Source organism: Roseofilum reptotaenium CS-1145 (assembly GCF_028330985.1).
Classification (GTDB): domain Bacteria; phylum Cyanobacteriota; class Cyanobacteriia; order Cyanobacteriales; family Desertifilaceae; genus Roseofilum; species Roseofilum reptotaenium.
Genome location: NZ_JAQMUE010000048.1, coordinates 1 through 26595, shown reverse-complemented (window position 1 = coordinate 26595; position 26595 = coordinate 1). Strand labels below are relative to the sequence as shown.

Below are 26595 nucleotides of genomic sequence, written 5' to 3'. Positions count from 1 at the left end.
TCATCAATTAGGGGTTTGCCTCCTGGGTTTTCCTTTCGCCGGTCTCCCAATCCTTCTAATCCCAATTGGTTATATCTTTTTACCAGTTCATAAATCCAGGTGCGGCTATAGCCTGTAATTTCTTGTACTTGCTCTGTGGTTAAATTAAATCTTAGATCAATTTTATTTGAGCAACTCCTCGAATTGTTGTTTATTCCACAGAGTTTGATACAGTCCCTCTTGCTGCATTAATTCCCGATGGTGTCCCATTTGCACAATTCTACCCCGTTCCATGACAAAGATGCGATCGGCTGTTGCTGCTGCTGAAAGCTGATGGGAAATAAACAACACGGTTTTTTTGTGCGTGCCTGTAGATAGATTCTTCAAAATTCCGGTGGCTGTTTGATTATCTACACTCGATAAACAATCATCCAAAATTAAGACAGGCGCATCAATCAGCAACGCACGAGCTAAGGCAGAGCGCTGCCGTTGTCCCCCGGATAGAGTGATCCCTCTTTCACCGACAATGGTGTCGTAATATTGGGGGAAATTGAGAATTTCCGGATGAATTTGAGCAGTGCTTGCGGCAGTTTCTACCCTCAACTGTTCTGCCAGAGGATCGCCATAGCGAATATTATTTTGAATCGTGGTACTGAACAAGAAACTATCTTGAGGAACAAAGGCGATCGCGCCACGCAAATCCGCTAAACTGAGCTTGGTAATGTCATAACTATCCAGAAATACTCGACCCTGGGCAATCGGCAACAGGCGCGGCAGTGCTTTAGCTAGGGTAGATTTTCCCGAACCAATGGGGCCGACAATGGCAATGGTTTCACCCGGATGAATGGTAAAATTAATGTTATTCAGAACCGGTGTAGAAGTGCCAGGATAGGTATAGCTCAAATGACGAGCAACGAGTTGCCCTTTTGGAGCAGTTGTGAAGTCTAGAGATTGGGAATAGTTTTGAATTTTGGGCTGCACCTTGAGAATTTCTTCGATGCGGTTAATGCTTACTTCTCCGCGCTGATAGGCACTAATGGTAAAACCAAGTAAGGCAGTGGGAAACACCAGACGCTCCACATAAAGCAGCAAGGCTAAAAAGTCCCCAATGGTAATCGAACCCCTGGCAATTTCTTGAGTCCCCATCCAGAGAATCACCAGTAAACTTAAGGAAGCTAAAGCTTCGACTAAGGGAAAGAGAAAATTACGAGTTCTGGCTAACTTGAGGTTTGCGCCGAGTAATTTCTGATTGAGTTGGCGAAAAGCTTGCCGTTCATTGTCTTCTTGGGCATAAATCTTAATTAATGAGATGCCGCTCATATCTTCTTGGATCAGATCGCTAACGCGGGAGAGTTCTTCCTGGACATCCTGCTGTTCCTTCCGGAGTCGGGTGCTGAAAATCTGGACAGCGAATAACATTAAGGGATAAACGGCGATCGCCAACAGACTTAAGCGCAAATGAATCGATAGCATCACCGGCAGAGTCAGTATATACGCAAACACTGTATTCGCCAAACTCAACACCGCAAACCCCAGCAGACGGCGAATACTCTCCACATCCGAGGTCGCCCGGTTAATCAAGTCCCCCACCGTATGCGTGGCAAAATACCCCGAATCTAGGCGCAAGAAATGCCCGAAGATCGCCTGTTTGAGGTCAAACTCTACCTGGCGACCAACACCAAACAACAGAACCCGCGAAACCATGCGAATCACCCACATGATAGTGGCTAACACCAATAACCACAGCACCGTATCAATGACCGTCCGGGTGCTAAACGTCACTTGTAGATTATTAACTCCATCCCGAATTAGCAGAGGCAGATAAACCCCCAAACCATTGACAATTAAAAGGGCAAAAACCCCTAAACCGGCTGATTTCCAATGGGGGCGCAGGTAAGATCCGAGTTTCTGTAAATTCGATTGAGCCATAGGGAAAGGGTGGGAGAGTGCTTACTTATGGTGACATATTGGAGAGGATGAGGGCATCAAGACATCAGGGTTGGTCATTGTAAGACGATATTTAGGTGAACAGAAATCGGTTCTCCAGCCATGTTTTAAACTCAGGTGCACGGTTGCGTGTTGGATCGAGATAGCGCCTGGCGATCGCCACTAGAATATGATCACCATACACCATCCTTATACCCCATCCTATCCGCCATCAGCCTGCACTCAGGGGCATCGGGTTTCCTAGAGCCATCACCGAAAGGGCCGGAACTATGTCAGAATGTTCACAGTATTTTTGTTCTCCTTCGTGATTAAATAACCCATTGTGTTTGTTCTTAGCGGTTACGAATACTTTTTAGGCTTTCTGCTGCTATGCAGCTCAGTTCCCGTCTTGGCTCTGGGAGCTTCTTATATCCTGCGTCCCAAAGGCGTTGGCCCGGAATGCCGCACCACTTACGAATCCGCCGTTGAACCGGTGGGGGGGGCGTGGATTCAATTCAACATTCGCTACTATATGTTCGCCCTTGTATTCGTTATTTTTGATGTAGAAACCGTGTTTCTCTATCCTTGGGCAGTAGCTTTTAGCAAGTTAGGCCTGCTAGCCTTTATCGAAGCTTTAATTTTCATCGCCATTCTGGTGGTGGGCTTAGTCTACGCTTGGAGAAAAGGAGCATTGGAATGGTCGTAGGTTCTAGTAAAACAGATATGACACAAAATCTGATTAATCCCATTGAACGTCCGCAAGTCACTAACGAACTGTCGGAGAATGTAATTCTGACTACGGTAGAGGATTTGTATAACTGGGCGAAACTCTCTTCACTTTGGCCGCTGTTGTATGGTACAGCCTGTTGCTTTATCGAGTTTGCGGCCTTGATTGGTTCCCGGTTTGATTTTGACCGATTTGGTTTGGTTCCCCGGTCGAGTCCGAGACAAGCGGATTTGCTGATTACAGCGGGAACCATCACCATGAAGTATGCTCCGGCTCTGGTGCGCTTGTACGAGCAAATGCCCGAACCCAAGTATGTGATTGCCATGGGTGCTTGTACGATTACGGGTGGCATGTTTAGTATGGACTCTCCTTCTGCGGTGCGCGGGGTGGATAAGCTGATTCCGGTGGATGTTTATATTCCCGGTTGTCCTCCCCGACCGGAGGCAATTATTGATGCGATTATTAAGTTGCGCAAAAAGATTGCCAATGAAACGATTCAGGAACGGAGCAAAATCCTGCAAACCCATCGCTATTATCAGGTGAGCCACAAAATGAAGGTGGTTGAGCCGATTTTGACGGGAGCCTATCTCCAGTCAGAGACGCGACAAGCTCCTCCGAAAGCGTTGGCAGAGGCTTATGGAATGCCGATTCCCGCAGCATTAGAAGGTGAGAAACAGGAGGAAGTTCAGGGTGGCTGAGGAAAATCAAGAGTTAGCACAGGAAACAGCAGGTCCAGTTTCGAGCTGGTTGAGTGATAATGGGTTTGGTCATGAGTTTTTGGGGCGCGATCGCTCTTCGGTAGAATTGATTAAGGTAGAACCCCAAGTTCTCCTGCCCATTTCTTCTGCGCTTTATGCCTATGGCTTTAATTATCTCCAATGTCAAGGGGCGTATGATGAAGGCCCTGGTCAAGCATTGGTCAGTTTTTACCATTTGCTGAAAGTGGACGATGATGTGGTTGACCCGGAAGAGGTGCGGATAAAGGTCTATCTGCCTCGCGATAACCCGAAAGTGCCTTCAGTTTATTGGATTTGGAAAGCGGCCGATTTCCAAGAACGGGAATCCTATGATATGTACGGGATTGTCTATGAAGGTCATCCTAATCTCAAGCGCCTATTGATGCCAGAAGATTGGGTGGGTTGGCCCTTGCGGAAGGATTATATTTCCCCGGATTTCTACGAATTGCAAGATGCGTATTAATCGGCGTTGGTTCTTGTAGGGGCGAAAAATATTTCGCCCCTACAGCTATGTCTCATTCCTCAGTCGCTCCATCACAGAGGTGACGATATTTCTGTTTTTTTAGATAGTCCTTGCCCAAATTACAAGCTTTTGTTAAAAGTTTATCCAAGTCTAAATACAAGATACTTAAACCATTCCGATGCCCGATGGCGATCGTTTTTTCATCATCAGGGTTGAATTGGACGCTATTCCATACATAGGGTACTGACAGGTTCACTTGTTCTTTTACCCATAAGCTATCGAGAATTAATATCTTGTTTTGTGTAACTAAAAGCTTACTATCTGGACTAAAAGTTACTGCGTTTGCATTGTCCAATTGTTTAATGAAGTGACCATCGCTAACTCGCCAGAGCTTGACACTATTATCTACAGTCATAGAGGCAAGGTAGCAACCATCTTCACTGAAGTAGATATCGGTTACGATATCATCATGAGTTAAGAGTTTGGATTGAGAATATGGGAGTTCCTGCAATGATGTACCCCTTCTTTTCCATACTCTAACGAGTTTACCACTAGCGGAAGCTAGAAAGTTTCCTTTAGGACTGAACTGAACGCTGTTGACAGCATCGCCATGTTCAATAACTCCCTTATCGAGATCGAGTAATTCGCCTTCTCGCGTCCAAACTTTCATCGTATTATCGTTACTACCAGAAGCGAGAATTTGACTATCAGGACTAAAACTCACACTATTGACTTTATCCTTATGAGGTAATGGTTTGAGCAAGTGACCATCTAGGCTCCATAAGTTTACCGTATTATCGTCACTAGCAGAAGCCAAACGTTTCTCATCTCGGCTAACACTAACACTGTTGATTTTATCTGTATGTCCTGAAAATGTACGCATATTAGAACCATCCCAACTCCACAAATTCAAATCATGAACTTGGTGAACTATCGCCATTGTTTCACTTTCTGGACTGAAGCTTGCTTTGTCAAATTCCCAAGATCCTTGCTTATCAATTGGGGGGAGTTCTTCACCTTTATCATTCCACCATTTCATAGTAGAAGTAGATTTATCATGATCATTGATTTCACTGACCAAAGTAATGATTTTACCATCATCACTAAACTCAATGCGATCGCGCCTGTAACTATTTTCTTTATTCTCTATTTTACTGGGATGCTGAAGTGTATCTATAAAGTTACCATCTCGCCCCCACACGTTAACCATACCATCAATACTCACAGAGACGAGAGTTTGATCTGTGGGACTAAAAACAACTTGACTGACTTGCTCAGAATGCTTTCGTAAAACTTTAGTTTCTGTGCCATCTTTATACCATAGACGGACAGAATTATCGGCACTTGCAGAAGCCAATATTTCTCCATATCGGCTAAAATCAATATCAGTTACTGACCCTTCATGAACTATTGTTTTAATTTCGTCACCTTGAAGATTCCAAATTTGGATCGTATCATCATAATTCCAAGTTACAATTGTTTTATTATCTGGACTGAATTCAATATATTTGGTAGCATAACTATTCCATTTTTTTATTGGCTCAGATAGATTATTGACATTCCAAAGTTTGATTTTGCTACGCCCTGTTGAGCCACGGCTACTTGAAACTAGCATTGTACTATCATAACTAAAGCTGAGATCGATAATTTGATTTTCATGTGCTTTCAAAGCATCAATATCTTCGCCAATATATTCACCATCTTTACTGTAGAGATAAATAAAGTTATCATTGCCAATTGCAGCAATAATTTGGCTATCTGGACTAAATTTTATTTTGGCGATTTCGTCGGTATGACTGCTTATCTTTTTCCTCAAATTTCCATCATTAGAAAAAAGATATATAGTGTTTTTATTACTTTTTTCAGGTTTGGTAATTAAGGTGAATCGTTGGCTATCTGGGCTAAAGACAACCGAATCTTTTGTCCTTCTTGTAGACAATACTGAACCTAGTCCATATCTGGATTGAAGCCATGAAAATCGAGTATCAAGTTCTGGATATTTCTTTGATTGAAGTACTCGTTCTTTACCATTAGTATCTAGAAATTTTACTATATTATCATAGCCAATCGCCACAATTCTTTCGCCATCAGGACTTATACTGACTTTGGCAGTACCATGATCATCTGCTGCTATGCTCTTATGTTTATTATTGGCTTTATAAACCTTGATTTTATTCCTGGCAGTTGCTGTTAGTATATTTTGATTTTTATGAGTAAGTTCGATCAGGAAATCATTTGCAGGTATAAATGGCATAAATAATTTGTTTTCACCATTCTCATCCATAAATTGAACCTTGTTTTTAGGGTGAGTAGTAATAATTTTGCCTTCTTTGTTGTGAAATTTAATTTCATTAACTTCATTACTATTATCTCTGCGCGATACTAGATATCGTTCATCTATTTGCCAAAGTTTGATAGTTTGATCTTCACTGGCTGAAGCTAGAATTTTACCATCAGGACTAAAGCTGAGGTCGTTAATGCGATCGCGATGCCCCTCCCACTCAGTCAAATATCTAAAGATATCTGCTTCTACTGACCTTAAAGATATAGTTTGAGAATCATAACGATCAACAAATGCTAGTAATTCTGAACTCCAACTAAAAACGTCAATTTCATTACGAACCCAGGAATCAGTGCCAGTTTCCTTAAATAAAGTCATTTTAAGTTTATTCACTTTATTGTCCAGTAAATAGTGTTTGATATTGCTGTTTTTACTGGCTAAAGTAATTTGGCTTCCATCTTCATTAAAATTGATGTCAATGGTTCCATAGTTAGATATACTTTCTAGTTCTTCTCCACTATCTAAACTCCAAAGCTTTACATCATTCAAATCGCTACTAGCCATGATTTTTCCATCTGGACTCAAAGCAATATTGGTAATCTCAGCCTCGTGCCCTTGCATTGTCTGTAAAGTCTCACGGGTAGAGAGATCATAAAGAACAACATCTTTACCTGAAGGAACTGCAATTTTAGTACCATCAAAATCAACATTATTTACAGGTTGAAAAGTCGGAAACGGATCGGTTATACTTTTTGCATCTTCAATATCCCAAATTATAATTGTATTGTCTTCACTAGCAGATGCAATCAACTTGCTGTCATCACTAAAATTAAGTGCCGTTATTTTTGCAGAATGCCCGGGTAAATCAGCGATATGATGTCCAGTAACATCCCAAATTTTGATTTGATATCGCTTATCTGCTGAGGCAATAAGATTGCCCTCTTGATTAAACACAACTTTGGTTACCCCGGCTTTGTGTCCTTCTAAGCGATTCATCTCATTCAAGTTTAGCATCGCATTATTCAATTCGATTTTCGCTTTTAAGCGTAAACCTGGTAGGACAACGGGATTATTTTTCAAGATCTTGCCAATCTTAATTGCTGAAACCAATCGGTCAAGTCCTTTGTTGTTTGTAGCTGATGATTTAGAAATTAAATCGGAAATATATAAGTTGATTCCGGTAACAGTGGCAATACTGGCAATTCCTGTGATGGCGAATAATAAGCCGGTTAATGTGGCAGTGGCTCGGCGTGCAGTGCGTAGGTTTTTCTTCAGCGCTTGATTGAGTTTGGCTTCGGTTAAGCGTCTTTGTTCCCGTTCGTTTTCTAGTTCGGCGATGAGTTGTTGGGATTGTTTTTGCCGGATGAAGGGAACGAGATAATCGTGGACGAGTTGATAGCGTTTATCGGGAAAACCGGGAACTTGAAAGACTAAACCCGATCGCACCAAAATACTGAGGATAGAATCCAATCGTTCATCTGTTAACTCTACCTCATTCTTCAGTTCTACGCGAGTCTTCAATGGGCGAGTATTATTTTCATCTGTGAGCAGATAGAGGAGAATCTTGACTAGGTTAGTATTATTCGGACCGCAGTCTTGGACAATTTCATCGAGAAAGCGCTCGACTAACGCTTCTTTCGAGCCATACTGATTAAACTCGGCTAAGGTGGTGATATTGTCGGTTTGCAATTGCGCTCCCACAATTTGTAGCTCGATGGGACGCACTTCCCCTAAATCTCTCGCCAAGTCTGCGACTAGGGCATCCATGAGGTCAGCATCGAGATAAAATTGGGAATTAGTCGTTAAGGTTTGAATGACCGATCGCGCATCATCAGGTGCTAAATTACCCAAATAATAGAGAATATTCTTATCTAAAATATTGTTATTGATAATACCCAGATCGACCAGTCGGTTGCATTCGAGCAAATAATGCAGATAATCCTCGCGCAAGGAAAGAATCACTTTCACATAGGGAATATTCAGGCACTCCCCTAGAAACTGGAAAAACGGCTTTCTATCCTGGGGATCTTTGTGAGCAAAAAAGAACTCCTCAAACTGATCGAAAATTAACACTGTCAGCCAATCGCGATCGCTCCCTTGGCGCAGTTGGTCTACAATGGCCTCAGCATCCTCTAAAATCGGTAAACTCGTTTGTGGCAAATGCTCGCAACCCTTCGGAAAGGCTGCACCAATTGTTTTCTCCCACTTACCATAAGATTGTACGAGAACCGGCAACACATCACGGGCTTCAATCACCTTCTCTCGTAACGCTGGCACTAATCCCGCTTGGACTAAGGAGCTTTTCCCTACCCCAGATTGTCCGTGAATAATCGTCAGTTTACAATCCGTGCGACCCATGCGACGAATCAAGCGCTGAATATCTTGCAGTCGTCCCGAAGCGGCAATTTCTGCGGTGACATTTAACTGTCCCTCTCGATGGGGAAGCGCCAAATGAGCCACCTGTCGCCTCACTTGCAACCGTCCCGCTCCCACAAATGCTCGCAATCCATACTGTTGCTCGATGGACTGCTTTTCCTGTTTAATTTCAAAAGCTTCCAGATACTCGCCAGCGTTGAATTTTAGCGATCGCAAACTCTCCAAGATGCGAATATACAATGGCGGGTCATGTTCTGGTAAACTCTCTCTACGGGCAAGTTCCAGATTCTCCATTGCTTCTGGAATCTGCTCCAAGTCTTGCTGCGATCGCGCCAACAGCAAGCGATAATAATTGCGATGATAGGCTTGATGCCAGCTCCAATCTAAACCGGAATCGGGCGCGTGCTGATTCAACTCAAACGCCTCTTGGGCAAACTTTTGCGCCTCTTGAGGATTACCGTTTGCCAGTGCTACCTCTGCCAAAAAAGCATAGCTGCGAGCTAGGCGTACCGAATCCCCATAGGTTTGATGTAAAGGAACCGCCTTGCGAGCAACAGCCTTGAGTTCAGTCCACCCTCCTAGGCGCGTTAATACCTCTCCCATGGCATTAATAAATTTTTGCTCCAAATCCGGGCGTTCTGCTTGTTGAAGCGCCTCTAAGCACTGCTGGTAATGGTCTTTAGCCTGCCGACAAGCTTCCTCATACTCGTGGCGATGGAGCGTCGCATACTGCCGCCACCATAATCCCACATAAAACAACAAACAGCCATAGTGCGTCCAATGGGTAGGTAAGGGATTATTGTCGATAACCTCTTGCCAACGCTGGCGACTGAGTTCATAACACTGCTTGGCATTTTCCTTCTCCCCCGATGCATCCGCTTCTCGCCCCATCAAAAAATGTAAATTGGCATCTAGAGCAGCTTCCTGGGGCTGTGAGTACTGCTGTAACTCCCGAAATGCCATTTCTAGCTCCGCGAGCCGCAAACAGCCCGCAGGAAGAGGAATTCGCTCGCGTTCAATAAATTTTCCCGCGCCTACCTCCAAAAGTGTCGGTAACACTGCGTCCACCGTTTGCTGTAGCGCCTCCAATAAACCCTCTGTCCCCAGTTCAAATTTAATCGGAATAGCCGCCCAACTCTTAAAATCAGGGGCAAACCGAGTCAATTTCTGCAAAATCAGATCGTTCACCCACAGCACCAGGGGAAAGGTAAAATTTTGACGAAACTCTTCCCGCACCTGATTGGTGGGATTGAGGATTTTTTCCACCGCATTGATGGACTCTAAGCCAAATACCAGTAAACCTTGAGGCTGTTCCTGCTGCAAACGATCCTGAATGGCGGTATACAGGGTTTTCACCGAGGGCGGCAATTGAAATTCCTGCAACGGCACACAGCAGGAGTCTTGCAGACGTTCAACCATTTCTGCGGTCAAAACCTGATAGTTACTGCGGACTAAAATGAGGGAAAAATGACCTTGAGAATGGGCGATCGCCCGTGATAGTGTTTTTAAGGGGCGATCGTTGACAGAATTAGACTCAGTGCTGGTGGTCGTCATACCCTCATCTTGGCTGGAATTTCTTGGATTCGGCGATCGCGGGATTAATCCCAAACCAACGCCCCTCCCGATCTCGATACTCTAATAAAAACAAACTTCGCAACAAGATTTCATATTCCTCTTTTCCCTGCACAATATCGTGATGTTGGATTACATGATGCAACAGCTCCCATTCGTCATCTTTAATGGCTGCCACCATATCATCTCGATATTCCCGAATCACTCGCTCTAAATTGTCTCGTGCGATCGGCGGGTCATCTTGTTGCAAACAGCTATACAACAATACTAATAAATTTCTCACGTGACCGCCACTAATTTGACACAGTCGGTCTAAGGTTTCGGACGTATCAAAAAGTTCTCGAATCAGAGGTTCTCGCTCTTGCAGAGGGAGATGGGGAAAGGCTCGTGCCAGAACCATTTGTCGTAGCAATTTCATCCCTTCTGGACGAGGACTTCCATCTCGATGTGTCGCGGAAACCATCGGTAATACCAGGGGTTTCACGCCAAAGCGATTGGTGAGAGAACTGAATTCATTAGAAAAAATGAGCACTAAAGGCATGGTATATACCATATGGCAATTTAACCGTTTCAACTGTTCTCCGCGATCGATAAACAGGTATTCCGGTTGAGAGCGTCCCGAACTTTTCGGAGAGATATCCACCCGGTCTAAATTATCAACAATGACCACCAATCCTTTTTTACCTTTCTTTTTCAATGCTTCCGTGGCTTGCCCAATAATTTCTTGATTAATGGCATCGAGAATACTTGCTGTTCGCGGTTCTAAATATTGTCGTAACTGACTCCGCAGTCGTGGACTTGCCTTCGCTTTTGCCGTAATTCTACCAATCCCTAACCGCAAAGAAATGCCAGCTTCAGGCAAAAATTCAATTGGAGCCTTTAAAAAGTCTTCAATCTCATGAAATAATTTGATAAAGTAATTGGGCTGAAGATAAATATTAGCGGTTTCTAAACTACTGGTGATTTGCTGCGTGATCGCCAGTAAAATATCGCTAATGTCCACATCTGCCATATCCAGATCGGCGCTGGACTCAAAGTAAACCACATGGAAACCCTTCTCTTCTAATTGGGTTTTGAGCCGAAATAATTCCGTGGATTTTCCACAGCCAATATGTCCTGTGAACAATTGGCAGGTTGCCTGTTCTGCTTGGTGGGTAATAGTTCGTTGCAAACGACGAATAACATTGCCCCCACGCACTGGTGAAAAATCAATATAATAGCGACGATCTTCCGGTTGACCGATTTTCAACGTCTTGCTAGGATTACATGCATTAAAGAATTTAATCAGATCTAAATTCCTAGGAATTTATCGCGATTTTCTCTACAATTCGTTACGTCAATAGCGGTTTTTGAACATAGCCAAAATAGCTCAAAGCTGTTGTTAACTTTGCTATTCCCTCACTACATTATTCAATCCACAAAAACTGTACATCTAATTCAAATCCCACTAACACATCCTCTCCGGAAAGAATTTGGGGTTGATGGAGAATTTGCACCGGTTGATTAGGACGATAGATTCCCACTCGCTTCCCTTTGGGGTCTAACAACCAGCCTAAACGACAACCATTGGCTTGATATTCTTCCATTTTTCTTTGTCCTCCTGTCCAAGAGTCGGAAGGAGACAGTAGCTCAATGACAAAATCGGGACATAGGGGTAAAAAGCCTTTCCGCTCTTGGGGAGTGAGAGCGTTCCATTTTTCTAGGGGTATCCAGGAGACATCCGGAGAGCGATCGCCCCCTAATGGCAGTTCAAACCCCGTAGACGAGTCAAACGCTTTTCCCTGTCCGTTAGTTTGACTCCACACATAAAGCTGTCCAGCGATACAAAAGTTATGATTGCCAGTTTCTCCACCAGTTGGGGCCATGATAATCAGTTCTCCTTGGGGACTTCGTTCTAATTTGCGATCGGGGTTAGCAGCGCAGAGCTTGCGGAACTCACTGCGGGTTAACGTGGCGATCGGGCTGAGGTCGAGGGTTAGAGCAGCCATAGTTACACGAACCAGAGTAAAAAGTAGTACTGAGTTCAGGATAGCAGCGATCGCAGGAAAACGTTATAGTTGAATCAACTTCAGAATGAAACCATTGTCCCTTATACATAATCGCGATCGCCAGTATATAGCGATTCTCTTTTCTATGGAGTACAGCTTGAAGCCTTAGACCCTAAGTCATACAAGCTATTGCCTAGCGCGAAGCGCTATATAGTATACTCTCTAGCCTCCTTATCCCTTCTTGAGTCTGATGACCCAACCTCTCAAACTGCAAACCCTGCCAGCTCCCTGGATCTCCCCAGAAACCTTCGCCCCCTACGGTCAAGCGATCTGGGCGACTGATGACGACAAACTCTATGATTTCCAGGATGCCCAACTGATCCTCGATCGCGGAACACCTCGATTTTACATCATGCGCTTGCACCAAAACGGGCGACAATTTTCCGCCATTACCCGTCATCAAAACTGTACCCAATGCCTAGGATCGCTTGAAGGTAAAGATTGGTTTTTAGGCGTTGCACCACCGAGTGAAAACCCGCAACCTGACCTCAATCAGATCCGAGCGTTTCATATTCCTGGTAACTGCTTCGTGAAACTGCACCTGGGAACCTGGCACGCAGGCCCCTATATTGACCACGATCGGGTCGATTTTTATAACCTAGAATTAAGTGATACGAATATTATCGATCATCGCACCTGTAATCTGCGCTCAAGCTATGGTGTAACGTTTGACATCATAGAGCTTTAGGGCGCGATCGCCTCCACTCTACTTTAAAGCATTTTAACCATCCGAACCTACAGTTAAGAGGCGAATCCTCTAGTCTTCCTCTGTCTTTATGGAAGCTTGAGTGCCCGATCTCCTTTGATATTAGATCGTATTTATGGCAAAATAGAGTTAGGAGCCAATTCAGAAGGATTGATCTTCTTTTACAAAAGCTTTAAAAACAGGATTTAAATCAAATTGAATATCTACTTGTTTCTTGAACCAGATTAAATATCGGCTCTGCAAAGACTCTAAAGCATAAATTAAATCCACTGAAGAACAATCCATCGCTTTCATTAAATCATCTCTAGATGCTGGATGATCCAATTTACTGAGAGCTAAAATAACAGACACCTCTACAGGTGATAGCCTGTTAAATACTTCCTGAAATAGAGCTTGCATTTGTTGAGTAATCACCAACGATTTTTCTGTTAAAAATAATTCAACATCGCTACCAAAAACCTGGTGAATTAAACGACTAACACTTTGTAAATAGATGGGATTTCCTTCATATAAATGGATTAGCTTGAGCCAGGTCTCATGATTTCCATTTGCCCATCTTAGATGATTGATAAACTCCACATCATATAAACCGGATAACTGTAAAGACTTAATGGGGTATAATTCATCATCCCAGCATTCCATTTCTGCACATTTTTCTCGACTGATTAAAACCAAATGACTTTGATGTTCAAGATCGACCATCATTCTAAAAAAGTGTTGATAATCTTGATAGGATGCTTGATATTGCCCTGCCCATGTATTTTGAGCAAAAATGTTTTCTACATTGTCAAAAATAATCAAATACTTTTTCTGACTCAATGCGTAAAATAACTCTTTTAGTTTTTGATCGAGACTGAGAGGAGATTGTGACTGTTTGTTGTCCAGTCTCAAAATACCATCGACCTGTTCCTCCAAAGAGATTGGGTATTTCAAGCTTCTCCAAGTAATAAGCTCAAACTTTTCTAAGTTGCAATCAATGAATTTTTTGATTAAAGCTGTTTTCCCAATCCCTGATTGTCCCAAGACTGAGATCAAACGAGTCTGCCTCTCAAAGATCCAGTGATAAATAGTGTTTAATTCAGGTTCTCTATTGTAAAAATGGATAATTTCAGGAGCAAATACTAAATCATGATGGATGGATTGCACTTGAGAATGAGTATCGATGGATGAATCGTCAGAATTTTGCCGATCGCCTTGGGGGAAAGGCGGTGTACTGAAGTTAAAATAATTGTGAGTACCAATACAGAATTTTTGATTATATTGAATGCTTAATCTTTCAATGGTAGAGCGAAAATTGGATTTTTTTACATCTGCACTTAATGTATTCGATAAAAGTTTCCATAATTTATAACCTACATCTCTAATGTGACGTTCGCTACGGTGAGAATCATCGGCAATTTCTTCATAGGTTTGACCATTCCAAACTCCCTTAATCACTGTTTCCTGAGAATCATCTAAGTGTTTTCCAGTTGTCTCGAAGACTAAGCGATCCGCGAATTGTAAAGCTTCTGTTACATCCATGGAAGTTAGATTGATGAACAATTGTAGCTATTATAGCGTGAATAGAGTTGGTTAAATGGCCGTCATTTTACGTCATAATCTGACATTAGATTAATAATTTGTTACAAAAAAGCAGTCATAATCTGATATTGGAGAGTGGTTGAAGAGAAATGTCTTGTGTCATCGTAAGAATTGAGTACAATAACACAAACTCTCAATCATAGTTTGTGGACTACTCCCAATCACAATCGTCACCAATAGAGTTTTGAGGACTGAAGCGAAAAACTGATGGAGTACGAAATTGTTAAAGACAGCGATCGCTCAAATCAGAAGAAAAAGGAAAAGACTTTAGTTGAGCAACCCAAGTGGACACTTGGAGAAGTGGCCTTATCTCAAAGTACCCTTGACCAAATTGACGAAATGGTTGCCTACATACAAAATCGAGACAAGCTTTTGTATGAATGGCAATTTAATCGCTTCTTAAAAACCGGAAGTGGTTTAAGTGTGAACTTTTTTGGCATACCAGGGACGGGTAAAAGCATCACTGCTGAAGCGATCGCGCACAAGCTGGGAATGTCTATCATTCGAGTTAACTATGGTGAGCTAGAATCTTCCTTAGTAGGAGGAACGTCCGACAATTTAGTTGCTGTATTTGACGAAGCCGAAAAAACCAAAAGTTTGTTATTCTTCGATGAAGCCGATTCTGTGTTGAGTAGAAGAATTTCCAATTTATCTCAAGCTGCCGATCATGGTGTCAACTCAGCTAAAAGCACCTTGCTAACGCTGTTGGATAAATTCAATGGCATCATTGTTTTTGCGACGAACCTGTTTGATAACTATGACGAGGCTTTTCTGAGAAGAATTTTGTTTAATGTGGAATTTCTAGCTCCTGATTTTCCCATGAGAGAGCAACTCTGGAAATTTCATTTATCAGAAAATGTGCCGAAACAAGTCACCTATGAGCGTTTAGCTGAGATCAGTGATGGTCTTTGTGGTGGTGACGTTAAAAATATCACGATTAAGTTAGGTCTGAAACTGTTAACCGGAAAAGTGAAGATGGTTGATGAGACTATAGTCACCGAAGAGATTGAACGTTATACGGAAGTCAAAGAGCAGCACAAAAAGCCGGCTTTCTCGGAAACTTCTGTGGAATCATCCGATCTAAAAAATTAAAGTATGGAGGGATAATATTATGCCTATTGTTCCAATTGTTTGGGTTATCGCTGGCGCTTTTGCAGCAGGTGCTGGTGTTGGTGCTGTAGTCGCTGTTTTTTGGGATGAAATTAAAGCTTGGGCGAGTAGAGTCCTTGGTTATATTCTGGATGCGATCAATTATGTAATTGAAGTGACTTCAGATGCAATTACTTATATTGCGAAGGAAGGCGCTCGTGTCTACAAGAGAGTAGTGGTTTACGTGAGAAATATTCGTACTGGTGGCACAAGAAAAGAAATTAGAGAAGAGGAAATTGTTGAAGAAGATTTGCCTTATGATATTCAAAGTCAGCTTGAATATAAGGCTAATATACAGATAGAAATTCTTAGACAAGCTACATAGGAGATTGTAAATTATGGATAGAGGTAAACCAGAAAGTATTGAAGACAAATTTAATAGGTTGTTTGAAACCGTGACCAAGATTCCTCAACAATTAGCCGATGCTGTGGAGGAAGGATTGAAAGAAGAGCCTAATTCAAATTATTTGTCTTGTGTGCAAGAAGGCTTATTAGATTTTGACCGAATTGAGGATGATGTGCAGCAGATTCATCGGCATCTAACTGCTAGAGGGGATAAAGTTTTGGGAAGTCATCTAATCTTAGACGATCGACAGAATTTGATGGAAATTCGGACTTACTCGGAGAGAAAAGGTAAAAGTTTTGTCACTAAAGTTGATGCTCAAGTAAAACGAATCACAAATGTTCCTCCGGATGTGTTGCAGGCACTACAAGAACAAGGACGAATTGAGCTGAATTTGAAAGTCTAGAAAGTTTGGTAGTGTACTATAGCACTACTTTCTTGTCAGGTGTAGCCCTCACCCCCAACCCCCTCTCCTCCCGTGGGAGAGGGGGCATAAATTTTTGTAACATCCGTCCCCCACGCCAAAGTTTTTCCCACTCGCTGCTGCAAGAGGCACGAAATGCTCGAAAATGAAGATGCTGAAGATCCGAGCATCAGCTTTTTATGAGTATAAAGACCATTTCAACTCAACCGTTTACCGACCAAAAACCGGGAACCTCCGGTTTACGCAAACAGGTTCCGGTATTTCAACAACCGCATTATTTGGAAAATTTCATCCAATCCATTTTTGATAGTTTAGAGGACTTTCAGGGTAAAACCTTAGTTTTAGGTGGAGATGGTCGCTATTATAACCGACCAGCCATCCAGACGATTTTGAAAATTGCGGCCGCAAATGGTGTGGGTCGAACTCTAGTAGGACAAGGAGGGATTTTATCTACTCCTGCTGCTTCTTGCATTATCCGTAAAAATGGGGCATTTGGAGGTATTGTTCTTTCTGCTAGTCATAACCCAGGGGGGCCAGAAGGGGATTTTGGCGTGAAGTATAACGTCAGTAATGGCGGGCCAGCTCCAGAAAAGGTGACCAGCACCATTTACGATCGCTCCAAAACCATTGATCGCTATACAATCTTAGAAGCGGCCGACCTCAATCTTGACCAGTTAGGCAGTTTCAAACTAGGAGATATGAGCGTCGAGGTGATTAACTCTGTTGCCGACTATGCCGAGTTGATGGAGTCTCTGTTTGACTTTAACGTGATTCGCAATTACCTCAGTTCTGGCCAGTTCCGTATGTGTATGGACTCCCTGCACGCCGTTACCGGGCCCTATGCCAAAGAACTGTTTGAAACTCGTCTCGGAGCGCCTGCGGGAACCGTGCAAAATGGAGTTCCCCTAGAAGACTTTGGTGGTGGTCATCCTGACCCGAACTTAGTCTACGCCCATGATTTAGTCGAGATTCTCTATGGAGATAATGCGCCTGACTTTGGTGCAGCGTCTGATGGAGACGGCGATCGCAATATGATATTGGGAAACCACTTTTTTGTTACCCCTAGTGATAGTTTAGCCGTCCTTGCTGCTAACGCTACCCTCGTCCCCGGATACAAAGATGGCCTAGCCGGCATTGCCCGTTCCATGCCCACCAGTGAAGCACCGGATCGCGTCGCGGAAAAACTGGGTATCGACTGTTACGAAACGCCCACCGGCTGGAAATTCTTTGGTAATCTTCTCGATGCTGGAAAAGCCACCCTTTGCGGCGAAGAAAGTTTTGGAACCGGTTCCAACCATGTGCGAGAAAAAGATGGTCTCTGGGCGGTTTTATTTTGGCTCAATATCCTCGCAGTTAAACAGAAATCTGTCGAGGAAATTGTCCAGGAACATTGGCAAACCTACGGTCGGAATTACTATTCTCGCCATGACTATGAAGGAGTAGAGACTGAACCGGCAAATACCCTGATGGAAAACTTGCGCTCTCTAGTTCCCACACTCCAAGGAAAACAGTATGGAAATTATGAAGTCAAATATGCCGATGACTTCAGCTATACTGACCCCATAGATGGTAGCGTAGCAGCGAAACAAGGGATTCGTATTGGGTTTACCGATGGCTCGCGTATCGTCTTCCGTTTATCAGGAACTGGAACCCAAGGAGCAACCTTGCGTGTGTATTTAGAACGGTATGAACCCGATTCTAAAGCACATCATCAAGACCCACAAGAGGCTTTAGCTTCTTTAATTCAACTCGCTGACGAAATTGCCCAAATTAAAGCTTTAACCGGCAGAGAAAAACCCACCGTAATCACTTAATCTCTGGGGGGTAGGAACTCAAAAAAGGGGCCCCCAGCCCCTTGCCCTTGAATCATTTCAAGGCATAGATTAAACACAATAGGAGGTAAATTGAGTGTTTATGGCTGCGCTAGAAACGATTAAATTATTTCAAAAACAACCCGAACCACGCCACTTTAAAGTGGGCGATATTATCTTTGAAGATGGCCATAAAGGGCAACATATGTATGGCATCATTGAAGGGACAGTGGAATTAAAAGTCAATGGTGAAGTTGTCGAAACTATTGAACAGGGTGATGTGTTTGGGGAAGGTGCTTTAGTGCATCATGAGGGCACACGAGCTTCTACCGCAATAGCAAAAACGGATTGCACCCTAGCATTTATCGATAAAGGGCGCTTTTTATTTGCGGTACAAGAAACCCCAGAATTTGCTCTAGAGGTGCTGCGAAGTTATTCCGATCGCCTGCGACGACTTAAACGTCATGAAATGTAAGCCCTACGTGCTGGTAATGGGTAATTCGTGAAGCGCTATACTTTAATCCTAAAATAATCCTTAAACTTTTTTGCCATACCCCCTAAATTTTTAAGGGTTATTTAATTTCAGGACAGAACTCGAATTCCTATGATTGAATTAGGTAAGTTGTATCTTTCCAAAGACTTGCCTAATTCAATCATTATTAGGAGATAATATGAGTCAGACGTTACTCGAACAACTGCGCCAAATGACAGTTGTGGTTGCCGATACAGGGGATATGCAATCGATGGAAAAATTCACCCCCCGCGATGCTACTACGAATCCCTCCTTGATTACTGCAGCCGCTCAAATGCCGGAATATCAAGAGATTGTTGATAGTACGGTGAAAAAAGCCAGAAAAGACTTAGGAAATGCAGCAACGACTCAGGCGGTGGCTAATTTAGCCTTCGATCGTCTAGCTGTCGAATTTGGGCTAAAAATCTTGGATATTATCTCCGGACGGGTGTCCACAGAAGTGGATGCTCGCTTATCCTATGATACGGAAAGCACGATCGCCAAAGCAAGAGACATTATCGCCCAATATGAAGCGGCTGGGGTATCTCGTGATCGCATCTTAATTAAAATTGCTTCCACCTGGGAAGGCATCCAAGCAGCAGAAATTCTCGAAAAAGAAGGTATTCATTGTAATTTAACCCTCTTGTTTGGGTTCCACCAGGCGATCGCTTGCGCGGAAGCCGGAGTTACCCTAATCTCTCCCTTTGTGGGTCGGATTTTAGACTGGTACAAGAAACAAACGGGACGCGATAGCTATCCTTCTGCTGAAGATCCCGGTGTATTGTCCGTGACGAAAATCTACAACTACTACAAGAAATTTGGCTATCCCACAGAAGTCATGGGAGCCAGTTTCCGCAACATTGGCGAAATTACTGAATTAGCAGGATGCGATCTACTCACGATTTCTCCGAAACTCCTAGGGGAACTCGATGTAACAGTTGGGGAATTACCGAGAAAACTCTGTCCAGATGCAGCTCAGGAAATGGCGATCGAAAAAATCCCCATGGATAAGGAAACCTTTGACAAAATGCACGCTGAAGATCCCATGGCTTCAGAAAAACTCGACGAAGGCATTAAAGGATTCTCTAAAGCCTTAGAACAGTTAGAGAGTCTGTTGGCAGAGCGCTTAAATCACTTAGAAGCAACCGTTGCCGTTTAATCTGTCGCAAAAAGTCGTAGGGGCGAAAAATATGCAAGCCCCTACAGCATTTTTCTCCTCACACCATGCTTGAGCTAGATCGAGAATAAAAACAGGTAAAACGGTTGCGATTGCTCAACCTCATGCCCTGAGTAAGTTGTAGGATGGGACTTCGCTTTTACTTTTCCCAGAGTGATACCATCAGGGCCATCTGTGCATCCGGATGATCTCCCTATCCCATCTTCACCAAAACCTCCTCTCAACGCAGGAGTTTTTTTTAAGTTATGTTAAAAATTGTCAGGTTCTGCAAAATCCCTGAATATCAGTAATATCAACGATTATATCCTTTCATGCTGGGGATAAAATCCTTGAAAATTCGGATAAATTTGTAAACTTATATCACAAAAATCGCTGATTTGCATAAAATCGCCCCCAAAAAATAGAGAACCCTATAGAGACGTAAGAAACTTCTCGTGAATTTACTTAACCAATGAGGAGGCTATTCATCCGAATGTTGAACTGCTTACGCGATCGCCAAAATCGCCGAAAGACAATCCAAGGTGTCTTGCTCACCACCGGACTGGCAGGAGGACTCTTGGGAGGAAACTCCCCGGTACTCGCCGATCCAGTAGTAACCCCACCCTCATTAACCAAACTGCCTCCTGTGTTCTGTTTCCGCTTTACGGACGTGCAACCCGTAGAAGACGATCCAGAAGGAGACAAATTCAATATCTCCTTTGAGGTATTGAACTGGTCAAATCAACCCGCTTCCGGAGTTCGTATTGCCCTGAATACGGGAACCAATAGCTTTGTTAGCGACAAGGCAGCCTTCTTTGCTGGAGCTGACATTGACGGAAACGGACGACCCATCGGTACTGACTCCGATCCCTTACCCGGTAACCAACCCTTCGCCCATACAGGCAGCGTTCTAGAATCTAGCCAGACCACCATTGAGTGGGAAGCCGAGCAATTCAGCTTTAACCAAGGAACTCGTGGCCCAATTCCGAACCACGACCTACTTGGTGTTGGAGAGAGAAACACCCCAGGAGCTTGTGCATTAGTCCCAGGGTGTGAATTAACTGGGTCTGCAAACCCATTTTTTGCTACTCCTATTGTGCCCAATTGGGAGACGGTTGACAACGGTAATAACGTTCTCGATGGCTTTGTATTAACAGTCGATGACTTGGATGAAGGGGAAGCCCTCTCCTTCAACTGGAATCTGTTAGACGAGCAAGGAGAAGCTATTGGAATGCCCGGAAGCGGTAATGAATACGGCTTCGGTACGGTAAACATTGCCCGGTTCCCTCTTGGAGGCTCTAATGAGACATTCCCAATCTTCCCAGAAAATACGGGAGTGGGAACATCAAATCGGCTCTTTGCTGACAATTCTCACGATATAAAAAATTCCCAAGGACAGAGGGTTGCTCTGCTTGGCGCTGAGTTTGGCGCAGGTATTGCTGCTCCCTTGCTCAATCCAGACGATAACATCTTGGGTTCTCAGGTGAATACACAGCCCATTGCGCGTCCTGGCGACAATGATTACAACCCGCGAGACGTTCCCGAAACCAGCACGCTAGCGATGCTTGGACTCGCTGGGGCAAGTCTCTGGGGTTACAAGCGCAAGCGCAAGCGCAAGATCGCATAACCGGTCTGCTCAATTCTCGCTATTAGCCAGAAGGCTGTATCTATTTCCCTCTTCTGTGGGGGGAAAGGGGGGGTTTATTGTCTGCAAACCCGGATCGAACCCCTCAACACACTTCATTGATTACGCAAACCTCTCTAGATCATAGGAGTTCAATTAATCGTGTTTCATTATTTTCAATCTGAGCATCATTTTAGTCTTGCGATCGCCAATTTACTGGGCAAAACCGGTTTAGCCGTTCTGATGTTGGGTGCGATCTCCGATAAAGCACTCGCCGATCCTCCTCCAGCTCCCCCACCTAACACCCAACTCCCCTCGGTCTTCTGTTTCCGCTTTACCGACATCAAAGCTGTTGAAAATGACCCAGAAGGAGATAAATTCCAGCTCTCTTTTGAAGTCTTAAACTGGTCGAACCAACCTGCTGGTGGAGTTCGTATTGCCAGGAATACTGGAAGTAATGGCTTGGTGCTACAGGATGCCCCTTTCCTTGCGGGAGCGGGTGTTGATGGGAATGGTCGTCCTTTGGGGAATGGTGCTAACCCCTTACCTGGGAACCAAACTTTTACCAACACTGGGCAATTAGTAGAATCGACTCAAACAGCAGTTCAGTGGACCGCAAGTCAATTTGACTTTTTTGGAGGAACCAATGGTCCCATTCCCAACCAAAATTTACTGGGAGTCCCCTCACAGGGAGGTACCGCACTAGCCTGTAGCATGGTTCCTGGATGTCAAGTGCAAGGCAACACGCCAGTCGTTGCTGATTGGGAAACTGTCGATAATGGCAATAATGTTTTGGATGGGTTTGTTATTACTGTTGATGACTTTGATGAAGGAGAGTCTCTCTCGTTCAACTGGAATCTCTTGGATGTCAATGGCAACCCCATCGGTACCCCCGGTCAAGGGAATGCCTACGGCTTCGGAACAGTCAATATCGGTCGGGTTCCCATTAACGAAGATCCATCTATTCCAGGACATTCCGACATTGCTGTTCGACCTCTATTTCCAGGAAATACAGGTTTGATCCAAACCCCCAATGTCTTTGCTCAGAATTCCTACCAAGTGACTGAGTACGGGCCGAACAATCAATATGACGACTTTCTGACTCCTTCCCCTCCTGCACCCACACCATCTGCGCGTACGGCTAGTTTGACCCGGACCACGTTTGGAGCAACATCGCTCAGTGCTGCGAGTAGCGAGTCAATCGTAACCCAAGAACCCACCATCATTGCAGAGTTTGCGGCTGAGTTTGGTGCTGGTATTACTGCACCCTTCCTCAACCCAGCAGATAACATCTTTGCTTCTGCAACTAATGTCGTGCCAATTGATTATTCCGCACCAGATCCCAAACCCGACCCAGATCCTAATCCCAACCCAGATCCTAATCCTGTTCCACCGACAAAAGTACCTGAACCAAACACTCTAGGCGCGATCGCATTGGCTGGTCTTGGCTTGTTAGGTTCCAAATACCGTCGTCGTCGCAAGGCATAAACGCTTTTCTTGGCAATAACGATCGCCCCTAGCCTCCTAGGGGGATTGTTGCACAGTACATTGAGAAATTTCTATCATGTCTAAGCATACTCAACCTTTCCTATCAGCTCTCAGTGGCGTTCTCATGGGTGCAGCCACCAGCCTAATTTCCAGTATCGTTGCTGCTCCCGCACTTGCCGATCCCATTCCCGTTTCTCCCAAGCCAGAAGTCAGACTTCCACCCGTGTTTTGTTTCCGCTTTACCGATATTAAAGCGGTAGAAGATGATCCAGAAGGAGACAAGTTTGAATTTGAATTTGAAGTTCTCAACTGGACCAATCAAGTCGCTTCCGGCATTCAGCTTGCCTTAAATGAAGGCACGGGTTCGAGTGCTGTCATTGATAAAGTCCCCTTTTTAGCCAAAGGTACAGTTGACCAAAACGGTCGCCCCATTGGTCGTCCAGACGATAACGGGCCAACTGGCAACTTAAATACTCCCAATGATTGGCAAGTGGCTAAGTCCACGAAAACCGCTATTGAATGGGAAGGTGGAACGGGAATCGCGAATCGAGATTTATTAGCGGCTCAGTCTACTCAAGATGCTTGTGGCTTAGTTCCCGGTTGCCGAGCTGTTTCCGATCCTATTATACAACCGGTCTGTCGAATTCGGTGGTGGCCATGGTGGTGGCAAAATTGTCAGCCTCAACCCCAAAACTTTACTCCAGTGGTTGATGATATGGAAACTGTGGATAACGGCATCAATGTTCTCGATGGTTTTGTGGTCACGGTTGATGATTTTGATGAAGGAGAATTGGTTTCTTTTAACTGGTTTCTTCTTGATGATGCTGGTAATCCTTTAGGGGTTTCCGGTCGAGGAAATGACTATGGGTTTGGCACAATTAATCTTTATCGACAACCCTTGGATAAAACCATCGATCCGGGGTCGCTTTTTGCTGGCAATTCTGGTTTAGGCGACTCTCCGACATTATTTTATAACGGGGTAAATCGCCTCCCCCAACCGACTGCTAATGGGATTTCGGCTGCTGTTGCTTCTATTTCTTCTATTTCTATAGATGATGAATTTACGGCACTGAATTCTTCCCAAGATGAGGGATTTCTAGCGGTTTTCAAAGCAGAATTTGGCCCAGGAACAACGGCTAATTTCCGCAATATTGAGGACAACCGATTTAATGCTCCAGTGAATGTTAACCTTAATCCTGGCTTTACTCCTGCACCTCAAGATATCCCGGAACCCAGCCCGATGGGGATGGTTGGGGTGTTTGGTTGGCTGGTGATGCGACGAGGATGGCGGCACATTCGTCAGGCTCGGCATGACCATACATCCTAATGGAAATTACTGGAACCACATTGTCAATTTTTCATTATGTAGGGGCGAGGGCCCCTCACCTCTACAGGATCTATCCATTCTTTTTCATCAATTCTTCGGAGAAAATATCATGAAATCTTTGCACAAAGCGATCGCCGTTTGCACCGCTCTCTCGATTATTGGCGGTTTGGGCACGTTTTTGACGTTGGGATACTTAAAATCTCGCCAGTTTTCCCAAGGAGTCGCCCACGCAGAACAGGGGAATTATACTGAAGCGATTGCAGAGTATACTGAAGTTTTGGCTAAGGATGCCAAGCAAGCAGAAGTTTACAATAATCGGGCTACTGCTAACTTTGAAGCGGGAAATTATGCAGAAGCGATCGCTGATTTCGATCAGGCGCTGGAGTTAGACTCTAATCTTACACAAGCTTACTACAACCGAGGTTATGCTCGCTACCGTACCTTAGATGTAGAAGGAGCGATTGCTGATTATACTCAGGCCATCCAGCTCGATCCCGATAGCATTGAAGCCTATGGCAATCGAGGGGTTGCTTATATGGAACAAGAAGACTATCAAGCGGCGATCGCGGATTTTTCGGCAGTGTTAAATCGACAACCCGATTTAGCACAAATGCATTATAACCGGGCGATCGCCTATACCCAACTCGGACAGCTTTCTGTGGCGATCGAGAATATGGAAACCGCAGCCAAACTGTTCCAGAAGCAAGATCAAGAAGCTATTTCCCAACAAATTTTAACCATTGTTTCTGAACTGAAACAGCAACTCTAATTATCCCAATTCCTTCACCCTCTTGATTTTAGCCATGGAAAAATACACAAAACCCACACTTGCCAATGCGATGGTTGCCTTGGTTCATGAGGAGTTCTTGCAACAGTTCCAACAGTATCCAGCGACCACTCTCCAGCAGATTAATTTAAGTGATGCAATTGCTTATGCTTTAAATCAACTTCCTCCGCTGTATACCACTAAAGAAGAAGACTGGGAAAGCTATAAAAACGACGCTCGCCAACAGATTTCTTTCTCCATCAAAAGAGCGGTAGAAACCGGAATCAAAGTTTCTCAAATTCATAGAAAAGGCAATAGGTAAACCCCCCCTGTGTCCCCCCAAGGGGGGAAGGCAATAGGGATAACTACAGCGTTTACTGGTTTTTACCAAAACTCTAACTAAGTTTTCTTGCATTCCCTCCTGCCTCCCCAAAGACACAACTAGGTTACAGCCTTAACTTGTTACCCATTACCCATTACCCATTACCCATGAAATTGATCCATTGTCTCGCTTCTGTTACTTTAATGAGCTTGGGTTTGCTGTCAAACTTATCCGCTCAAGCTGCAACATTTCGTTCGATTGATGGGTCGGGAAATAACCTCGAAAATCCCACTTGGGGACAAACTCATACCCAACTTTTACGCTTGCTTCCTGCGGCTTATGATGATGGCATATCAAGCCCTGCGGGGAGCGATCGCCCCAGTGCCAGGTTAGTCAGTAACCAACTTTCTCATCAGTCTCAAGCTGGAGGGAATTCCTCTAGTGCCAGTGATTGGTTTTGGCAATGGGGACAGTTTGTCGATCATGATATTGACCTCACTGAATCTCATCAACCCGCAGAAGCATTTAATGTAGATGTTCCGGTGGGCGATCGCTGGTTTGACCCTTTTGGAACGGGAGTCCAAACCATCCGTCTGAATCGATCTCAGTACGATCCCAATACAGGAACAAGTCTGGATAATCCCTCTTTTTAGCTGGAGATGTGCGAGCGAATGAACAAGTCGGTTTAATTGCGGTACATACTCTATTTGTCCGAGAACATAATCGTCTTGCCGAACAAATTGCGGCCGATCCAGACACTGCTATGGAAGCCGAAAAACTGGAACTGAGTGTGGATGATTATATTTATGAAACGGCTCGTAAATTAGTGGGAGCCAAAATCCAAATCATCACGTATAACGAATACTTGCCTTTGCTTTTGGGAACAGATGCCTTGAGTCCTTATCAAGGTTATGATGAAACCGTTAATCCCAGTATTAGCAATGAATTTGCTCATGCTGCCTTTCGGGTGGGTCACACTCAAGTTTCTCCCACACTTGAGCGCATCGATCCGCAGACGGGAGTTAGCAACCCTATTGCTCTGAGAGATGGATTTTTTACCACTCAACTCATTCTGGAAGAGGGAATTGATTCTCTATTGTTAGGATTAGCGTCTCAACAGGCACAAGAAATCGATCCGTTATATCAAGTCCGTTGAATAAGTTGTGATATAGCAGTGAGTTCACTCCACCCGTAAAAATCGGTTAACCCTCCAATTAATTCTGGCTGTTTCAATAAGGTTTGGCAGCGCTGGTACAACACTTCTTCTAGCTGATCGAG

Annotated in this window: 22 protein-coding genes and 1 pseudogene; 17 read left to right on the top strand and 6 right to left on the bottom strand. The window is 44.0% G+C overall.

What is annotated here, in order from left to right; genetic code table 11:
* A pseudogene (locus PN466_RS08045) lies at positions 1-140 on the bottom strand (helix-turn-helix domain-containing protein); the annotation flags it as partial.
* A 22-nt stretch (positions 141-162) separates the two neighbouring features.
* Positions 163-1908, bottom strand: coding sequence for an ABC transporter ATP-binding protein (locus tag PN466_RS08040; protein ID WP_271938466.1), 1746 nt, complete (start codon positions 1906-1908; stop codon positions 163-165).
* 340 nt (positions 1909-2248) lie between these two features.
* On the opposite strand from PN466_RS08040, the gene ndhC reads away from it, so the two are divergent.
* Genes ndhC through PN466_RS08025 form a run of 3 tightly spaced genes read left to right on the top strand, consistent with a single transcriptional unit; the run spans position 2249 to position 3832 of the window.
* Positions 2249-2611: a photosynthetic/respiratory NAD(P)H-quinone oxidoreductase subunit C gene (gene ndhC, locus PN466_RS08035; protein ID WP_271938464.1), complete on the top strand. Its 363-nt coding sequence runs from the start codon at positions 2249-2251 to the stop codon at positions 2609-2611.
* The gene (gene ndhK / locus PN466_RS08030; RefSeq protein ID WP_271938463.1) at positions 2602-3330 is read left to right on the top strand and encodes a photosynthetic/respiratory NAD(P)H-quinone oxidoreductase subunit K; all 729 of its coding nucleotides are present in this window, start codon (positions 2602-2604) and stop codon (positions 3328-3330) included. The genes ndhC and ndhK overlap by 10 nt, the downstream gene beginning before the upstream one ends.
* Entirely contained in the window at positions 3323-3832 is a 510-nt protein-coding gene (locus tag PN466_RS08025; RefSeq protein ID WP_390889982.1) for an NAD(P)H-quinone oxidoreductase subunit J, read from the top strand. The genes ndhK and PN466_RS08025 overlap by 8 nt, the downstream gene beginning before the upstream one ends.
* 52 nt (positions 3833-3884) lie before the next feature.
* Here PN466_RS08025 and PN466_RS08020 read toward each other — a convergent pair whose 3' ends face one another.
* From PN466_RS08020 to PN466_RS08010, 3 genes are all read right to left on the bottom strand, one after another.
* Positions 3885-10043, bottom strand: coding sequence for a WD40 domain-containing protein (locus PN466_RS08020; RefSeq protein WP_271938461.1), 6159 nt, complete (start codon positions 10041-10043; stop codon positions 3885-3887).
* 4 nt (positions 10044-10047) lie between these two features.
* Complete coding sequence (locus tag PN466_RS08015; RefSeq protein ID WP_313898559.1) at positions 10048-11310, bottom strand: P-loop NTPase fold protein; 1263 nt, start codon at positions 11308-11310, stop codon at positions 10048-10050.
* A 157-nt stretch (positions 11311-11467) separates the two neighbouring features.
* Complete coding sequence (locus PN466_RS08010) at positions 11468-12049, bottom strand: Uma2 family endonuclease (RefSeq protein WP_271938460.1); 582 nt, start codon at positions 12047-12049, stop codon at positions 11468-11470.
* Between the two features lie 250 nt (positions 12050-12299).
* Between PN466_RS08010 and PN466_RS08005 the strand changes: the two genes are divergently transcribed.
* Positions 12300-12797 carry an ureidoglycolate lyase gene (locus tag PN466_RS08005; RefSeq protein ID WP_271938458.1) on the top strand — a complete coding sequence of 166 codons (498 nt, stop codon included), beginning with the start codon at positions 12300-12302 and terminating at the stop codon, positions 12795-12797.
* Between the two features lie 159 nt (positions 12798-12956).
* Here the strand turns inward: PN466_RS08005 and PN466_RS08000 are convergent, their stop codons facing one another.
* Positions 12957-14336: an NB-ARC domain-containing protein gene (locus PN466_RS08000; RefSeq protein ID WP_271938456.1), complete on the bottom strand. Its 1380-nt coding sequence runs from the start codon at positions 14334-14336 to the stop codon at positions 12957-12959.
* Between the two features lie 267 nt (positions 14337-14603).
* Between PN466_RS08000 and PN466_RS07995 the strand changes: the two genes are divergently transcribed.
* The 13 genes from PN466_RS07995 (at position 14604) to PN466_RS07935 (ending at position 26473) form a co-directional block, all read left to right on the top strand.
* Positions 14604-15488, top strand: coding sequence for an ATP-binding protein (locus tag PN466_RS07995; RefSeq protein ID WP_271938453.1), 885 nt, complete (start codon positions 14604-14606; stop codon positions 15486-15488).
* A gap of 19 nt (positions 15489-15507) precedes the next feature.
* Positions 15508-15870 (top strand): hypothetical protein, encoded by a 363-nt coding sequence (locus PN466_RS07990; protein WP_271938450.1) that lies wholly within the window; start codon positions 15508-15510, stop codon positions 15868-15870.
* A 13-nt stretch (positions 15871-15883) separates the two neighbouring features.
* Positions 15884-16294 carry a hypothetical protein gene (locus PN466_RS07985; protein ID WP_271938448.1) on the top strand — a complete coding sequence of 137 codons (411 nt, stop codon included), beginning with the start codon at positions 15884-15886 and terminating at the stop codon, positions 16292-16294.
* 197 nt (positions 16295-16491) lie between these two features.
* Positions 16492-18126 (top strand): alpha-D-glucose phosphate-specific phosphoglucomutase, encoded by a 1635-nt coding sequence (locus PN466_RS07980; protein WP_271938446.1) that lies wholly within the window; start codon positions 16492-16494, stop codon positions 18124-18126.
* Between the two features lie 100 nt (positions 18127-18226).
* Positions 18227-18598, top strand: a complete 372-nt coding sequence (locus PN466_RS07975; RefSeq protein WP_271938445.1) for a cyclic nucleotide-binding domain-containing protein — start codon at positions 18227-18229, stop codon at positions 18596-18598.
* Between the two features lie 196 nt (positions 18599-18794).
* Positions 18795-19793 carry a transaldolase gene (locus PN466_RS07970; protein WP_271938443.1) on the top strand — a complete coding sequence of 333 codons (999 nt, stop codon included), beginning with the start codon at positions 18795-18797 and terminating at the stop codon, positions 19791-19793.
* Positions 19794-20283: 490 nt separating this feature from the next.
* Positions 20284-21417, top strand: a complete 1134-nt coding sequence (locus tag PN466_RS07965) for a PEP-CTERM sorting domain-containing protein (protein ID WP_271938441.1) — start codon at positions 20284-20286, stop codon at positions 21415-21417.
* Between the two features lie 159 nt (positions 21418-21576).
* A complete protein-coding gene (locus tag PN466_RS25910; RefSeq protein ID WP_271938440.1) occupies positions 21577-22902 on the top strand; it encodes a PEP-CTERM sorting domain-containing protein in 1326 nt (441 codons plus the stop codon).
* A 76-nt stretch (positions 22903-22978) separates the two neighbouring features.
* A complete protein-coding gene (locus PN466_RS07955; protein WP_271938439.1) occupies positions 22979-24229 on the top strand; it encodes a hypothetical protein in 1251 nt (416 codons plus the stop codon).
* A gap of 109 nt (positions 24230-24338) precedes the next feature.
* Positions 24339-24998: a tetratricopeptide repeat protein gene (locus PN466_RS07950; RefSeq protein WP_271938437.1), complete on the top strand. Its 660-nt coding sequence runs from the start codon at positions 24339-24341 to the stop codon at positions 24996-24998.
* Positions 24999-25032: 34 nt separating this feature from the next.
* Positions 25033-25317 (top strand): late competence development ComFB family protein, encoded by a 285-nt coding sequence (locus PN466_RS07945; RefSeq protein ID WP_271938435.1) that lies wholly within the window; start codon positions 25033-25035, stop codon positions 25315-25317.
* A gap of 167 nt (positions 25318-25484) precedes the next feature.
* Positions 25485-25970 carry a peroxidase family protein gene (locus PN466_RS07940; RefSeq protein ID WP_271938432.1) on the top strand — a complete coding sequence of 162 codons (486 nt, stop codon included), beginning with the start codon at positions 25485-25487 and terminating at the stop codon, positions 25968-25970.
* An 8-nt stretch (positions 25971-25978) separates the two neighbouring features.
* Positions 25979-26473 carry a peroxidase family protein gene (locus PN466_RS07935; protein WP_271938429.1) on the top strand — a complete coding sequence of 165 codons (495 nt, stop codon included), beginning with the start codon at positions 25979-25981 and terminating at the stop codon, positions 26471-26473.
* The last annotated feature ends 122 nt before the right edge of the window (positions 26474-26595 follow it).